This window comes from Gracilibacillus lacisalsi DSM 19029 (assembly GCF_000377765.1).
Taxonomy (GTDB): domain Bacteria; phylum Bacillota; class Bacilli; order Bacillales; family Amphibacillaceae; genus Gracilibacillus; species Gracilibacillus lacisalsi.
This window is the reverse complement of sequence record NZ_KB898665.1, coordinates 270,821-287,061: the sequence shown is the minus strand read 5'-3', so window position 1 is coordinate 287,061 and position 16,241 is coordinate 270,821. Positions and strand designations below refer to the sequence as shown.

The 16,241-nt window shown below is 37.5% G+C and carries 9 protein-coding genes; 3 read left to right on the top strand and 6 right to left on the bottom strand.

All coding sequences use genetic code 11. The features are described from left to right. Positions 1 to 103 precede the first annotated feature (103 nt). The 4 genes from D569_RS0108135 to D569_RS0108120 form a co-directional block, all read right to left on the bottom strand. Positions 104 to 460 carry a DoxX family protein gene (locus D569_RS0108135; protein ID WP_018931923.1) on the bottom strand — a complete coding sequence of 119 codons (357 nt, stop codon included), beginning with the start codon at positions 458 to 460 and terminating at the stop codon, positions 104 to 106. A 69-nt stretch (positions 461 to 529) separates the two neighbouring features. After that, positions 530 to 1,387: an RNA polymerase sigma-70 factor gene (locus D569_RS0108130; RefSeq protein WP_018931922.1), complete on the bottom strand. Its 858-nt coding sequence runs from the start codon at positions 1,385 to 1,387 to the stop codon at positions 530 to 532. Further along, positions 1,387 to 2,661, bottom strand: a complete 1,275-nt coding sequence (locus tag D569_RS0108125) for a phytoene desaturase family protein (RefSeq protein ID WP_018931921.1) — start codon at positions 2,659 to 2,661, stop codon at positions 1,387 to 1,389. The genes D569_RS0108130 and D569_RS0108125 overlap by 1 nt, the downstream gene beginning before the upstream one ends. 150 nt (positions 2,662 to 2,811) lie before the next feature. Next, positions 2,812 to 3,462 (bottom strand): SDR family oxidoreductase, encoded by a 651-nt coding sequence (locus D569_RS0108120; RefSeq protein ID WP_018931920.1) that lies wholly within the window; start codon positions 3,460 to 3,462, stop codon positions 2,812 to 2,814. Between the two features lie 348 nt (positions 3,463 to 3,810). Between D569_RS0108120 and D569_RS0108115 the strand changes: the two genes are divergently transcribed. After that, complete coding sequence (locus D569_RS0108115) at positions 3,811 to 5,331, top strand: malate:quinone oxidoreductase (RefSeq protein WP_018931919.1); 1,521 nt, start codon at positions 3,811 to 3,813, stop codon at positions 5,329 to 5,331. Positions 5,332 to 5,519: 188 nt separating this feature from the next. Here D569_RS0108115 and D569_RS0108110 read toward each other — a convergent pair whose 3' ends face one another. Further along, the gene (locus D569_RS0108110) at positions 5,520 to 9,683 is read right to left on the bottom strand and encodes an endo-1,4-beta-xylanase (RefSeq protein WP_018931918.1); all 4,164 of its coding nucleotides are present in this window, start codon (positions 9,681 to 9,683) and stop codon (positions 5,520 to 5,522) included. A 353-nt stretch (positions 9,684 to 10,036) separates the two neighbouring features. On the opposite strand from D569_RS0108110, the gene D569_RS0108105 reads away from it, so the two are divergent. Then, a complete protein-coding gene (locus tag D569_RS0108105; protein WP_018931917.1) occupies positions 10,037 to 10,783 on the top strand; it encodes a response regulator transcription factor in 747 nt (248 codons plus the stop codon). On the opposite strand, the gene D569_RS24620 is transcribed toward D569_RS0108105, so the two are convergent. Then, complete coding sequence (locus tag D569_RS24620; RefSeq protein WP_018931916.1) at positions 10,780 to 10,923, bottom strand: hypothetical protein; 144 nt, start codon at positions 10,921 to 10,923, stop codon at positions 10,780 to 10,782. The two genes, D569_RS0108105 and D569_RS24620, sit on opposite strands and share 4 nt — an antisense overlap. Positions 10,924 to 11,029: 106 nt before the next feature. On the opposite strand from D569_RS24620, the gene D569_RS0108095 reads away from it, so the two are divergent. Then, on the top strand, positions 11,030 to 16,240 hold the full coding sequence (locus D569_RS0108095) for an ATP-binding sensor histidine kinase (RefSeq protein ID WP_083939014.1): 5,211 nt from the start codon (positions 11,030 to 11,032) through the stop codon (positions 16,238 to 16,240). Position 16,241 lies beyond the last annotated feature (1 nt).

Sequence of the window (16,241 nt, the reverse complement as noted above, 5' to 3'; positions counted from 1 at the left end):
AATTGGCTAATCGATTGGATTTAGATCACATAGGAGTTGAATCCTGACATAACACAAAATAATCAGCTATTATCGATTTAATGATAATAGCTGATTGATACTCTTAGTCTTTCCAAAGTATATAAAGAAGAAAAAACATGACAATATCTAATCTTGCTTCAAATGCGAATTCAAGTAGCCCTGCTTGTAACACAGGAACCTTCGTAAGGAAAAGTGCAGCGACTATAATGACTAATAGTGGAATAGCTGCCTTTTTTACATAATAATTAAAAACGAATAATACCCCACATATTAATTCTGTAATACCTACAATTAAAACCGCTGCTTGAGGGTACGGTACACCGTAATTAGAAAATGGACCGGTAAAATCAGCAACTACTAATTTCATTAAAGCAGAAGCGATAAATACATAGCCAACAACATATCTAATAAGTTGATAGGATGAAATATTTCTTGGCATAAAAAGCCTCCTTAGTCGTTGATAATCTATATATATGCATGAAAGGAGACAAGCTATGCAAAGAAATTCTTAGGGCAATTTATCAGGATTCACGGTGAGATATATTTCATGAACCTTGTTGTTACTAATATAAAAACTCATGATACTCTGAAGTGCTCCATTCATATAAATCACAATTGCCGGCTGACCATTAACATTCTTAATATCGAGATAAAAGTCTTCTGGAGCTTTTTTGGTTATGCCGTATAATAATGCCAATACGTTGGATAGTGATACAACGGGACGAATAGCAGCATGGACTTTGCCTCCTCCATCAGAATATAGCGTAACATCTTCCGAGATCAGTTCTAATAAGGTATCCATATTCTCTGTTTGAAATGCTTGGATAAAACGGGTGATAATAGATTTGTTTTTCTCATAGTTTAGGCTTTCATCTTCTATGAGTGAGATTTTTTGCTTTGCTCGACTGAAAATTTTCCTGCAGTTTGCTTCCTTCTTTGCAATAACGTTTGCAATTTCTGCGTACGGAAAGCCAAATATTTCTTTTAGAAGAAGGACAGCTCTTTCATCTGGTGTTAAATGTTCCATCATTCGTAAATAAGCAATACTTAACCCTTCTTTTTGTAGCACTACTTCTGTTGGATCAAAGTCAGATGATGGCTCTAGCAATAGAGGCTCGGGGTTCCATGGCCCCACGTATTGCTCTCGTTTATACCGGGCAGATTTCAGTAGATCAAGACAGCGGTTCGTCATCATTTTGCAGAGATATGCTTTCTTATTTTCTATCTCCTGTTCTGTTATTTCGAACGCTTTTAAAAAAGTTTCTTGCACTATATCTTCAGTTTCTGATACGGAACCTAATAATCGATACCCTAATGAAAATAATAATGGTTTAAATTGTTGATAATCTTCATTACTAATTTGCATTATATCATCCCATTTTCTTTTTTTATTATTTCATCAGCTGCTTGTTTCCCACTGCTGATTGCTCCTTCTGACAAAATCGAGTTAGCAGAAGCCCAATCTCCTGCAATGTACAAGCCAGGGATATCCGTTTCAGAACGTTTAAGCTTTTGTTCATCCCCTACCTGAGGTAAGCGTTGGTTTACTGTAATGTTAGGGAGAATGCGTTTGGTTTTCACATATTGCTGCCACCCAGGCTGTAGTTGTTCTAAAAATTGTTCCAGCTCGTTTTTTACCTCTTTCCCATCTATATGCACATTAGGAGAGTGATATTTAAACACATGAAGAATCGTACTTTTTCCATCATCAGAGAGTTGAGCATCATTTGAATGTACAGAATAATAGAGAGGGTTAGTGACTCCCATAGCGAACGATAACTTTGGATTAGGAAGCTGGGTTAAAGCGACATCTAAAGTTGCTCCCTTTACAGGTGTTATTTGGGTAAAAAAACGATGCTGAAGATGATCATCTAGCATGTTATGAAGTTCTTGAGGGTGAGTGGTACAAATCACCTTGTTTGCGAGTATTTCCTCATCATTAGACAAGATTAATGTATGATGATCAACTGATGGGACGATATGTTTTACCACAGAGTTTGACTGTACCTGAATACCTGAAATAACCGCTTGATTGTGGAGCTGATCAATCATCGTCTGCCAACCACCATCTAGATATAGTACGCCGCTCATGCCCACTTTTAAATGGGATACGATTAATTTAGCGCTCACTTTATCAGGTGCATGACAATAAGTCGTAAGTCTCGCTAATAAATAAAGTAATGACACTACTTTTTGCGATGATGTTATTTGTTTAACCCATTGTTGGAATGTGAGGTCTGCTAAATGTTCGGTATTCACTCTATTTACTTTCATCAAAGCGCTGATCCATTCCAAACGATCTTTCCAATTAAGAAATTTTGTAGAAAATAGCCCTGAAGGTGTCAAAGGTGCAACATATTCCGTATTATTTTCGATTATAAAGCCAGTTAATTTCGGTGATTTACCATTAAGACTAATACCTAATTCTTCGAGAATAGGTTTCGCTTTTCCTTTTTTATAAAGAGCATGGGGGCCAAGATTAAAATATTGGCGTTTTACCTTATCTGTTTTTGCCCTTCCACCAACATGCTTACCTCTTTCTAATAGTAATATCGACAAATTCTTTTTAGCTAGATAATTAGCTGCAACATAACCTGCTAACCCCGCACCAATAATGACTACATCCCATTTTTTAGTCATAAGATAGCCTCCTTTTGTTATTTCATAACTCAAGACGAGGGATGTAGCTTATTTGTGACAGAACATCAATGAAAAAAATAGTTGGATGAAATAAACAGATCCATTTCACCAAACAGGGAAATGGATCTGTCTATACGATGCTGTATTGTTTTAAATCGATTTAATCGCTTCTTCAACGGGAGTATTACCTGTCACAACTTGAAATCTCTTGCCGATCGTTGAGTCATTGTTCAAGCTAGCTACAATTACTCTGGCAATGTCTTCTCGCGGAACTTGTCCTCTTTCTACTTTTTCAGCTAGTTGTACTTGGTTTTTGCCCGGCTCATTAGTTAGTCCACCAGGGTGAATGATTGTATAATCTAAATCAGTGGCAGTCAGCCATTCATCCGCATAATGTTTTGCCACTACGTATGGCGCAAAACCTTCTGGAGCTGATTGGATTGCTTCACGACTCGTATCGAAAGAACTGATCATAACATATCGTTTCACATTAGCTTGTTTTGCTGCTTCAATTGTTTTAACAGCACCATCTAGATCGATCATAAGGGTTTTGTCTTTGCCAGTATGTGGGCCAGATCCTGCTGTAAATACAATCGCATCTACTCCTTCAGCAGCCTTAGCGATTACATCAATATCATCTTCCAGATCTACAATCGTCACTTCAGCACCTAAATCTTGAAAGTAAGCGGCTTGTTCTTCTTTTCGAATCACTGCTTTTGCTTCCAAATTGTCATCTTCTTGTATGAATTTTACAAGATGTTTTCCTATCTGACCATTTGCACCTACAACTAATACTTTCATGTACTTCACCCTTTCCAACTTTTCTATATTTTCCATTTTAAAGGTTAAAGGAAGAAAAGTTAAATAATTGATTTATGCCCCTCTGGACACCTCCTGTTTCTAGTATGGATTACTTATTACAAATTCATTAGTGCTATAGACAAGACGTTTATGACATTATTCTTACTTTTTTTCCAACCTTAAATAGTTTATAATTAATAGAAGATAGTAGATATTTAAATAATTTTAATATACTGGCAATAGTTGGATTGGGAAGAAAAGGTTTATTCCTGAATAATGCCTTACTTTTTGTTATATCAAAGCAGGAGAGCCTACTCTTTTTTTTGCAGATAAGAAAGGAAGGTTTTAATGAGCGACATACAGAAAAAATCAGATGTTATCTTAATTGGTGCCGGAGTTATGAGCGCGACTTTAGGATCAATTCTGAAAGAGTTAGCACCAGACTGGGATATTAAAGTATTTGAGAAGCTCGATAAAGCAGGTGAAGAAAGCTCTAACGAATGGAATAACGCGGGTACAGGTCATGCCGCATTGTGCGAGCTTAACTATACAAAGGAAAAGGCAGATGGGTCAATCGACACTACTAAAGCTGTAAAAGTGAATGAACAGTTTCAAGTATCGAGACAGTTTTGGTCTTATCTAGTTAAAAGTAATCTGATTGAGAACCCACAAGATTTTATCATGCCAATTCCTCATATGAGTTTAGTTCAAGGGGAAGAGAATGTGGCCTTTTTGCAAAAACGTTTTGAAGCGTTATCAAATATTCCACTCTTTCAAGATATGGAATATTCTGATGACCCAGAAAAACTGAAGAAATGGATTCCACTTATAATGGAAGACCGTACACAAGATCAACCAATTGCAGCAACCAAAATTGACTCAGGAACGGACGTTAATTTCGGTGCTTTAACACGTAAATTGTTCGATCACTTAGAAGAAACGGACGTGGAAGTGAATTATAAGCATAGTGTGAAAGATATTAAACGAACCAGTGATGGCTCCTGGGAAGTAAAAGTGCATGATCTGGATAACGATAAACTAGAATTTCATACTGCAAAATTCATTTTTATTGGTGGTGGGGGCGGAAGTCTACCTTTACTACAAAAAACTGGCATTCCCGAGTCCAAAAATATTGGAGGATTCCCGGTAAGCGGTCTGTTTATGGTATGTAACAATCCTGAAATCGTAGAAAAGCATCATGGAAAAGTATATGGCAAAGCTAAAGTTGGTGCTCCGCCCATGTCTGTCCCACATCTTGATACCAGGTTTATCGATAACAAAAAATCATTACTGTTCGGACCATATGCCGGTTTCTCACCAAAATTTCTAAAAACCGGTTCCAATTTCGACTTGTTTGGTTCAGTCAAACCGAGTAATGTCTTAACCATGTTATCGGCAGGGGCAAAAGAGCTGGCATTAACGAAATATCTGATCCAACAAGTGTTGTCATCGAAAGAACAGCGCATGGCAGAATTGCGTGAATTTATTCCGAATGCTAAAAGCGAGGACTGGGACATAGTTGTAGCTGGTCAACGTGTGCAAGTTATTAAAGACACCGAAGCAGGCGGTAAAGGAACACTACAATTTGGAACAGAAGTTGTTAGTGCTCAAGATGGATCGATAGCCGCATTGCTCGGTGCATCTCCAGGAGCTTCTACCGCAGTACAAGTTATGCTAGAAGTGTTGGAGAGATGTTTCCCGCAACATACAAAAGAATGGGAACCGAAAATAAAAGAAATGGTTCCATCTTATGGTGTGTCGTTAGCAGAAAATCCTGAAATGTTCCGGAAAATTCATACGGAAACCGAAGAGACACTTGGGTTAACCGTCAATGGCCCGATTAGCGGTGCAAAATCAAAAAGTAGTTAATTGAACATATTGAATGCCGGCTTCTTATGGAGATCACCGGCATTTTTCTTTTGCATAAATAAATTCGTAAAAGTTGCCAGAGAACTAGCCGAAGTTGCCAGTAAATCACAAAACTTGCCAGAAAACTTAGCGGACTACGCGAATAAATCAAAGGGGACTGATGCTATAGCATCAGTCCCTCATTTCATTTACGCTTTTCTTCTCTTATTATAGATGAGGAAGGCTCCACCAACGAATAGGATAATGAATCCCGCTAATAAATAATTAAATGTGCTAGTAGCGGTATCAGGCAATTCATTTCCTTCATATTCCCCAGATTTTTCATTGTTCCCGTTAGTCTCCTCTTCTTCTTCTATCTCAAATACGGCAAATGTACTGAAGTGATCCGTTTCGGCTGTCACTATCCCATCTTTGTATTCTCCACCGATGAGTTCCCATTCTTCCGTATCGGGGTTCCAGTAGAACAATTTTACTTTGTTAGGATCTTTTACTTTGTCCTGATTAACTTTTAATGAAAGGGTAACCTTCGAATCAAACTGACTTATTTCTTCGTCACCTTGGAAAATGGTAAAGTCATAGACTGCACTTAACGCATCTTCTATATCTTTCATTTTTTTAATTTCTAAATCTACAGCTTGATCTCCATTATTAAATATGGAGGCTGGCAATTGGATGGTTACATCTTTCATGTTAATAGTGATGATAGTATTTTGTTGCTTTAACTGTTTCACTTGTTCACTAGTAAATGAAACAGTGATGGAAGAGTCATGATTTCTTAGGTTGATGACTAATTCATCTTCTTGTTTTAATTTGTTAATATCGTCATCTTTAATCGTTGCTTGTTTATCTTCGACTATTGGTTTGGTTACGATTTGTTTTGGTTTTTCAGGTTTTGGATCATCTGAACCTGGATTTTCCGGATCACCTGGTTCTTCTGGTTGCGGTTCCTCTGGATCAGGTGTAGATCCTCTTGAATCTTCTAGTGTTAAAATACCGAACACGGATGTATCCTGATATCCGGCTCCAGTTGTGTCGTTCCATGTTGCAGCACTTTCTCGCGCACCATCTCTTGCATCATTAATTTGTACGTCAAAACCAATGTCTGTATTGTCAGAAGGAGAAATTGTTTTAAACGGTATTTTTACTTCTACCGTGTAGCCATTATCAGAAACATTAGTTGCAGATTCAAATCCGTCAGCAATACTTTCTGGATTGAAGGAGGTTTCATTGTTAAAGTTGACTCGATATTGTCCGTCATCATCTTGATAAAATGATGTCTTTGCGTTGTTTTCGTCAACGAATACTTCAATGGAGTCTTGCTCCCATGCATTTTCGTTTGTATCGTCAAGGTTCGAGTCACTAACTTGAATTAATACATACAGGTTTTCGTCATCCCATAATGTCTTAGCTGTTCCGTTTGCTCCTTGCCAAGCCATTTGATAGCGATTAACTGGTAACTCTGTTGCATCGCTCCAAACCTCGTCTATAGAACCATCGATTTCAGGAGTTCCAAATGAAGCTGTGGACTGCTTTGCTTCTGTCTCCTCAAGCTCATGTTCCTCAATAAATGTATCAGGGTCGATGACAGCATAGTATGCTGGTTTTGCTTGCAAGTCTTTATGAAACAATAATGGGCTTTGTTCAGCTCTCCAGCTTGTCGCATCGTTCAGCCCCCAGAATGTAACACGTGAGATATGTTCAGCATGTTCTTTATAAATTTGGAACAATTGTGCATATAGATAACCTTGGGCAATGGCTTGTTGCTCAGTTAGCTCATTGTCGCTGCCAGCTGTAATATCAAGCTCTGTCACACCAACTTCCACACCAAGAGAGATAAACTTCTCCATGGAGCGTCTTACATTTTCCGGATTAGTATTTAAATTGTAGTGCCCTTGCATGCCAACACCATCAATAAGTAGTTCGCCATCATTTTCTGCAGCATATTCCTCATTAATTTCTTTCACCATCTGGTAAATGGCTTCTGCTTTGTTTTGGTTATCATCATTGTAATCATTGTAATAAAGCTTGATATCCCAGCCATTTTCATCGATGACTTCTTTTGCTGCACGGAAGGATTGTTCTACGTAATCCTCTCCAATCGCATGATACCAACCTGATTGACGTAAAGATGCTTTCCAATCAGATGGGTTTGGCGGATTATCAATCATTGCTTCATTGACAACGTCCCAAGAAATAACGTCATCCCCGAAGTGTTCCACTGTTGTTTGGACATGGTTTCTTAAATTTTCAAGTGCTTCTTCACGACTTAGTGGATCACCATCTTCATCGGAATGTAACCATTCTTCTGATTGTTGGTGCCAGACAAGCACGTGACCATGTACATCAAAGCCTTCTTCTAATGCTCTTCCTACAAGTGCATCTTCTGCTTCGAAGTCAAATTCTCGATCATCGTTATAAGCATAACCTGGTTTCATGGCATTTTCTGCTGTAACGAGATTATGATGCATTTGCAGCAGTTCAAGTCTAGTGCCTTCGAATTCTCCGGAAGAAACCGCATTTCCAATTAAGAAATCATCTTCGTATACATCTTTAATTGGCGTTAAGTCTTTTTCCACTTCTACATCGTCAGAACCTGTTGGCTCAAATGTTATATCATCGATGTAGAATGAAGCTGAACTATTGTTGGAACTTTCTATATAGATGGATAAAAATTCATCCCCAATACTATCATAGCGATAAGTTCCTTCTAAGTGCACCCAGCCGTCTTCTGTTGTAATTGTTTCGCCGTGTAGGTTGTTGTAATTCGCTCCATCTCCCTCACCAACTTGAGTAGACAATTGTAACTGAGAGCTATCCGGTGAGATCAACTTAACCCAAGCAGAAATTCGGTATTCTTTACCTTGGTCTACAAACTCTTCTACACGTAAGGAAGGGCCATGCCAATTTTCAGATCGGTTTTCCACTTTTAACGCGAAAGCTCCGTCATCCGTATGGTTCGCTTCATCGGTTACGGTTAGAACTTCTTCTCCACCTCTAGCTTCAAAACCGCCAGTAGTCTCGTCTTCAAATGTAATAGGTGTGAACTCTTTGGCAGGTGGTCTATCTGCATCTGGCTCATCATTATCATCTGATGATTGTTCCGTAATAACAATTTCACCAACATAAAACGGAACAGTCGCACCATCAGCATTAGATTGAACTCTTAAGCTTGTATCTGCTTCAGTATTAACCGTGAATTGTTCATTCAATGTGAAGCTTTCCCCGGCAACGAAATCAATATTGGATAGCCAAGTATAACTATCGACAGTAGAAAGAACTGCTTGTGCCCCGTCAGGAATAGCTTCGTCACGATCAACATAACCAGTGACAGTAGCTGTATATGTCTTGCCATCTTCTAAACCAAGTTCGTCAAAAGTAAAGTCTACTGCATCGTAATCATTACTACGGTTGCTTACGTATAAAGCAGTACCATCATCATTGCCCTCAAATGCTTTATCTGTCACGGTAGTAAGACTAGCTCCGCCAGATTGTTTTGCTAGACCTTGTCCATCTGCAAAGGATTCCTGGTAAACAATTTCTTCTGGCTGTTCGTCTGATTCTTCAGCAGGGGCTAGTGGCGGACCACCAATCCAATTAGCAATTTCCTCTAAAGTCGTATCCATCATGACATAATGACGCCCCATTGCATAATCTCCATCATTAGGATAGCCTACTTTAAATGCATACTTCATGCCTTGTTCTTCATTTGCTTTTTTTGCCTTGTCGTTATAGCTACCATATGGATAAGCCATAAGTGTCGGATCTTGACCGGTAATACTTTTTAGGTAAATGTTAGCTTCAGCAATTTGATGTTCAGCATCTTCTGTTGTGATCGTACTGTTACTACCAACACCATTTCCCCATAGAGCATCACTGTGATCCAAGGTATGGTTTTGAATACTCACATTAGGTTTATCCACTAAACTAAGTAATTGCTCTTCAGACATGCTGTAGTCGCCATCGATCCAATCGGAGACAACAAATAGAACCGAATTCATATTAAAACTGTCTAGGATGGGAAGTGCGTTGGTGATAAAATCTGGAGTTGCATCATCAAAGGTTAATAAAATGGGATTTGCAGGAGCATCCTCTTCTCCTTCCATGATGCGAACATATTGCTCTGCGGTGAGTGTATTATAACCGTTGTCATGGAGATATCTCATCGTCTGTTCAAACTTATCAATGCTAGTGTCCGTCCATTCTTTAGTAGGATTTTCAACGACACGGTGATAGAGAAGAACTGGAATATCCTCAGTCGTTGCCGCTTCTGTAACCGGTGTAATCCAACCAGATGGAATGACCAAAATCGTTACGAGAAATAATGAAATAAATCTTTTAAAATTCCTGTTCATATTTTGAATTCCTCCATATTTAAAAATTTGTCTCAAAAATAAAACGCTTACAAAACAGTAGTCAACCTCCTTTCCAATTCATATTGTAACTGGATAATGGAAAACCTTTAACCACAAAAGTTAAAGGAAATACTTTAAAAATTAAACATCTTTTTATGGGATTTAGTAGAATTTTCCCATAAATATCATGGGAAAATTGGAAATAATTAATAATATTGTTGTTCTCCGTAAAACCTTTGGTATACTAATAGAAAAGTACCATTTATAGGTAGTTTATATTACCAGAAAGTACTAATGATATATACCATATTGTGAGCAGAAGGAATAATAATAGTTTAAGAGAGGGGGGATCAATGGTGGCTAGCGAAAAGATTTTAATAGTTGATGATGATGCGGATATGCGTAACATATTGGAATTGTATTTGACAGAAAACGGCTACCAAGTGTTATCTGCAGAAGACGGTTTGGAAGCTTTGGCAATGGTTAAGCGAGAAACACCAGATTTAATAATTTTAGACGTAATGATGCCTAAATTAGACGGATATGAGCTTTGCCAGGAAATAAAGAAAATAATAGATATACCTATTATTTTCCTTAGCTCCAAACAAGATGATATGGATAAAATTTTAGGATTAGGTGTTGGCGGTGATGATTTTATTGAGAAAACAACCAGTTCACCAGTTTTAATCGCTAAAATAAAGGCGCATTTACGCCGGTATCGGAAGCTGGCCCATTCTGATAAACAAAATGAAACCATGGAAAAAAAATCTAATATAATTGAGTACCCAGGCTTAGAGATTAATCTTGACAGCGCTGTTGTGAAGTTAACTAACAAAACATTGCGGTTATCGGCAAAGGAGTTTCAGATTTTATGTTTGTTAGCGCAAAATCCTGAAAGAGTATTTAGTGTAGAAAAAATATTTGAGTTAATCTGGGATGAAACCAGTTTAGGAGATTATCGGACAGTTATGGTACATATTAGTAATCTAAGAAAGAAGTTAGAAACGAATACTAATCAACCTAAGTATATTGAAACAGTCCGCGGAATTGGTTATAAATTTAATCGAATCGAAGAACACCACGATATTAAATCGCCTTAATCGGACATCTTCTTTTCTTTTAAGAATTGTTGGACCTGTTGTACAGTATATCCCTTTTGTTTGGCGAAAATAAGTAATACCAACCATTCCTTATCTAACTCCTGTTTATTCTGATGATTTTTTGTCTTTGTATTTTGCAAATGTATTCCCCCTTTCTTACTCGTCATCCAAATTATAAGGATCGAGTTTAAAAAAGAGCTAAAGTCTGGTTAAAATTAACTTAAAATTTTGAAAATAGGATGATAGATGATGAAGAAATTATCGAGTTATCAACTGCAGGATACGGTTATTGCTTCAAAGTCATGGTTTTTATATAAAGCAGTTTCAAGTCTCAATGAGGAACAAGTTTTGATCAAGATTATCCCTAATAAAGTAGATCCCCAATCAAAAGCTGAATTAATTCATGAGTATTATACGCTATCTGATTCAGAGCTTTATGGAGTTCTTAAACCAGTAGCCTTAGAGAAAAGTAAGGAACAACCTTATGTGGTGATGGAGTATTTTGAAGGACAACCTTTAACAGAATGGTTAAGAAATAATCAAATATTTGATATCAGCACATTTCTAAAGATCGCGATTAAATTAACGACTATTCTTGGATCTGTTCATCAAAACAATATTATTCATAAATCGATTCAACCAGATCATATTTTATACGACCCAGATAGCGATCAATTAAAATTAACAGGCTTTCACCAATCGACTATGCTCACTAAAGAAATGCCCCAAGCTGACATAACACCATATCAGATCGAAAAAGTTAGTTATGTATCTCCAGAGCAAACAGGTAGAATGAATCGACCAATTGATTACCGTTCCGATTTATATTCGTTAGGTATTTTGTTCTATCAAATAGCAACCGGTCGTGTTCCATTTCAAGCGAAGGACCCGGTAGAAGTGATTCATGCACATCTGGCGCAAGCGGCGCTCCACCCTCACGAAGTAAATCCTACAATACCTGAAATCATCTCTCAGATCATCATGAAGCTACTTGCTAAAATGCCGGAACAGAGGTATCAAAGTACTTACGGATTAAAAAAAGATTTAGAAAAATGTTCTCATGCTTTTTATTCAAATAATCACTTAGGGTTATTTTCATTAGGAGAGCATGATGCTAGTCCGATGCTGGAGAAGCCAAATAAACTTTATGGCAGAGATCGTGAACTGGAGGAGTTGATCAGCAAGTTTGAGCATGTTCAGCATGGAAAGCCTGCACTAGTATTACTCCCAGGTCCATCTGGAATAGGCAAGACGGCCTTGGTTCATAAACTTCATCGACCATTATTAAACAAACAAGGATATTTTATTTCGGGTAAGTTTGTTCAATATCAGAAGCATATTCCTTATGCACCGATTATTGAAGCTTTTCGGTCGTTAATAAGGCAAATCTTATCGGAGGATGCGGAAAGTATTCAAAGGTGGAGAGCTAAACTGGATCATTCATTGGCTAATAATGCTTGGGTAATCGCGAATTTTATCCCGGAAATTGAATGGTTGATAGGGAAGCAGGAAGAAGGATCTGAACTACCACCGCAAGGCGTCCATAACCGTTTTATGTTAGCGGTCAGAAAGTTTGTTGAGGTGTTTGCTACTGATAAACATCCACTTGTATTGTTTATTGATGATTTACAATGGGCAGATAGTGCGACGATTGATTTAATGAAGCATCTTCTAACAAATCCAGACAGAAGAAATTTACTGATTATTGGTGCTTATCGTGATAATGAAGTGTCAGTTGGGCATCCTTTTGAAGTGTTTATCAATCAAATCAATCAAACAGAAGTACATGTATCTACAATTCCTGTTCATCCCTTAGCAAAGGTCCATATCGAACAATGGATAGAGGAAATCCTTTCACTTGAAGCAATAGATGCGGAACCATTGGTTGAGTTAATTCATCGTGTTACAAAAGGAAATCCTTTTTTTATCATTCAGTTATTACAATTGCTAAATCAAGAAAAAATGATTCATTTTGATTTAAGTACAGCGACTTGGCAGATTAACCTTACCACATTGAAAGAGATTCCGATGACCGATTCCATGATTGATTTTATTATGAAGCAGATCAATACGTTACGAGCGGAAACGAAAAAGCTATTACAATTGGCTGCTTGTATAGGAAGTCAGTTTAATCTTAAATTCTTGGCAACTATCGCTAGGGAAAGTTATGTAACAACCGCAAATCAATTATGGAATGGTTTAGAAGAAGGGGTTATCCTCCCGCTAGATTCCCGTTATAAATGGGTCTATCCTAATGAGAATGAACAGCTATTAGATGAAAACCCTCCAAACTATCGGTTTTTACACGATAAGATTCAACAAGCATTTTATACATCGATGTCTACAGAAGAGCGCGAGCAAAGTCATTTATTGATTGCAGAAGAATTAATTAGTCATTTGACAACGGATGAAATGGAGGAGCACATTTTTTCGATTGTGAACCATTTGAATCTCTGTCAATCTCGGCTAACTAAAGGTCAACAAAGCGATTTAATCAAATGGAATCGAATAGCTGGCGAACAAGCAAAGCGTGCAGCAGCATTTAAATCAGCATTAACATTTTATCAGAATGCTTTTCAATTATTATCTCAGGATAAGTGGGAAAGTGATTATCAGGAGACATATGCTGTTATGGTGGGATACGGTGAATCGTTATATCTTAACCAATTTTTTGAAGAAGCAGAAGACGTTTTTGAAGAAACATTACTAAAAACAAAAACCTCACAAGAAAAATTGTATATTTACAATTTGAAAATAACATTGTACACCCATATACATGAGGTGAAACAAGCGACAAATTCAGGGCTTGATGGTTTGCGGTTATATGGTATTGAAATAAAGGATAACCCGAATAAAGCGCTAGTAGCAAAAGAATATTTGTTAACAAAGCTTGCTTTAGCAAACAAACGGGAAGAAGATTTACTCAAGCTCCCAGCTGTAAAAGATGAAGATCGAAAGTTGATTATGCGAACTCTCATTAATTCCAATGCGCCGGCATATCATTTTGATCAAAATTTAGCCACAATTTTGATGCTAAGGGCACTCCGGTTAATCTTGAAATATGGTGATATGGATTTAGCTGCACTTGTTTACAACAATTATGCATTGACATTAAGCGCTGGATTTAGTGATTACGAAGGAAGCTATCGATTTGGAAGACTTGCGATTCGACATGTAGAAAAGTCTGGAGATAGTGCATTACAAGCACGAGTTTACTTTGTATTTGGCTCTTTTGTTAACCATTGGGTAAAGCCTATCCGCTATAGCTTAGAATATTTAGAGAAATCACAGCAGCTTTGTATCGAATCAGGTAATTTACATTTAGCGGGTGCTACTGGTGCATTCATTGGTCTGACACAGTATCTAAAGGGAGATAATTTAGAACAGGTTAAGGAAGGAATCGAAAGACAGTTAACATTTGCAAAGAAACATGAATATGCGATTTCCAATGATTATTTAAGTGAGTTAGTGGATTGGATTGATGTACTTTCCTCACCGGAAAAACAGCCAACATGGGAGTTTTCCGATTTCACAGATGATAAATCAGCTGCAATTATTCATAAGACGACTCGCTTGCAAATGGCCTATTTATTTAACCACCGTTCTAAAGCAATTTCATTGATTGAGGAGCTAGAACCACTCGTGGATAATACCATGGTTTTAATCGTTGCACCAGACTACTTTTTGTACCATTCACTATGGATTATAAAGTTAATAGAAGAAAAAGAGATCACGAGAAGAAGAGGTTTAAGTAAGTTAAAGGCTAATTTGAAGAAATTACAAAAGTGGGCAAAACAATCTCCAGCTAATTATTTGCATAAGTATTTACTGATTCTCGCTGAATATCAAAAACTGGTTGGTCAAGGTAACCAGGCGATCGTGAATTATCATCAAGCAATAGAAAATGCAGAAGAGAATGGATTCCTCCAAGATGTTGCAATTGCCAATCACTGTGCGGCAAATTTTTATCTAGCAAAGCAATCCCCCAAAACCGCCAAGTCCTTTGTGACAGAGGCCTATAACGGTTATATTAATTGGGGAGCCGTGCATGTCGCGGAACAAGTCAAGCAAACTTATCCAGATTTGTTACTACAAATCAACACGAGTTTCGCAACTAACTATCACATGAAGGAAAGCTTAGATACAAAAGCAGTTTTTGAAGCGGCTCGCGTCATTTCAAGCGAAGTGGTATTAAATCAATTAATTAGCCGATTAATGGAAATAGTTTTAACTTACGCAGGAGCAGAGCATGCATCCTTTCTGTTGCCTAAAGAAAACAAGCTGGAATTGGTAGCCTATAAGCATATGGATGGAGACGTAAAGATATATGATCACCCCCAACCACTGGAGGATCACTCTCGTGTATCTACAGCTATCGTTCATTTTGTAGTGAATAGTAGGGAAGCGGTTGTATTAGACCATGCGGCAGAACAAGGACCTTTTATCGAAAATCATTATATTCAAGAGACACAAGTAAAATCGCTTTTGTGTCTCCCGATTGTCAATCAAGACAGACTTGTAGCTGTTTTATATATGGAAAACAATAAATCTACACATGTTTTTACCTATGAGCGATTAAGTTTATTAACATTTATTACATCCCAAGCGGCAGTATCGATTGTTAATGCTTATCTTTATGCCGATTTAGAAGAAAAGGTGCGTAAACGAACGGCATTATTAAATGAAACCAATCAACAATTAACAGAGGTTAACCAGCAATTGAACAATTCAAAAGAGAAAATGAAACACTTACTCTCAAATGTGTCGCATGATCTTCAGTCACCAGTTGCGGTAGTTCAAGGCTATGTCAGTGCTTTATTAGATGGATTGGTGGATGATCCTGTAAAACAAAAGGAATACTTACACATCATAAAAAATAGAATGGGCGGTTTGGATAAGCTTATTAAAGACTTATTCGACTTATCCAAACTAGAATCAGGAAACATGAACTTTTCGATGGAAGCGATTCCTGTCGACCAATTGTATAAGCATTTCTGTCATATGTTCGAGTTAGAAATCAAGCAGGCTGGTCTTGATTTTAGCCAGCGAATCGTGGCTGATTGTATGGGTGAGTATCCGTTAGTGGAAGTTGATGTGATGCGACTGGAGCAAGTGATGGCGAATTTAGTTTCCAATGCTATTAAACATACCGAAATAGGTACGATTGAAATAACGTTAACCATTTCTGAATCGAATGAAGTAATTTTCGCTGTGAAAGATGAAGGAACCGGTATTTCCCAATCAGATATTCCCTATGTATTTGACCGGTATTATACAAAGAGTAGGGGGCAAGGTAATGGACTAGGTCTTGCTATTAGCGAAGAAATTATTCTTTGCCATAATGGTCGCCTATGGGTGGAAAGTAAGGAGCAGAAAGGGACAACTTTTTATTTTGCTTTACCTGTTTATTCACATCAAGTATTTCAATCACTAGAGAAAGAGGAGACAAGATCATAAA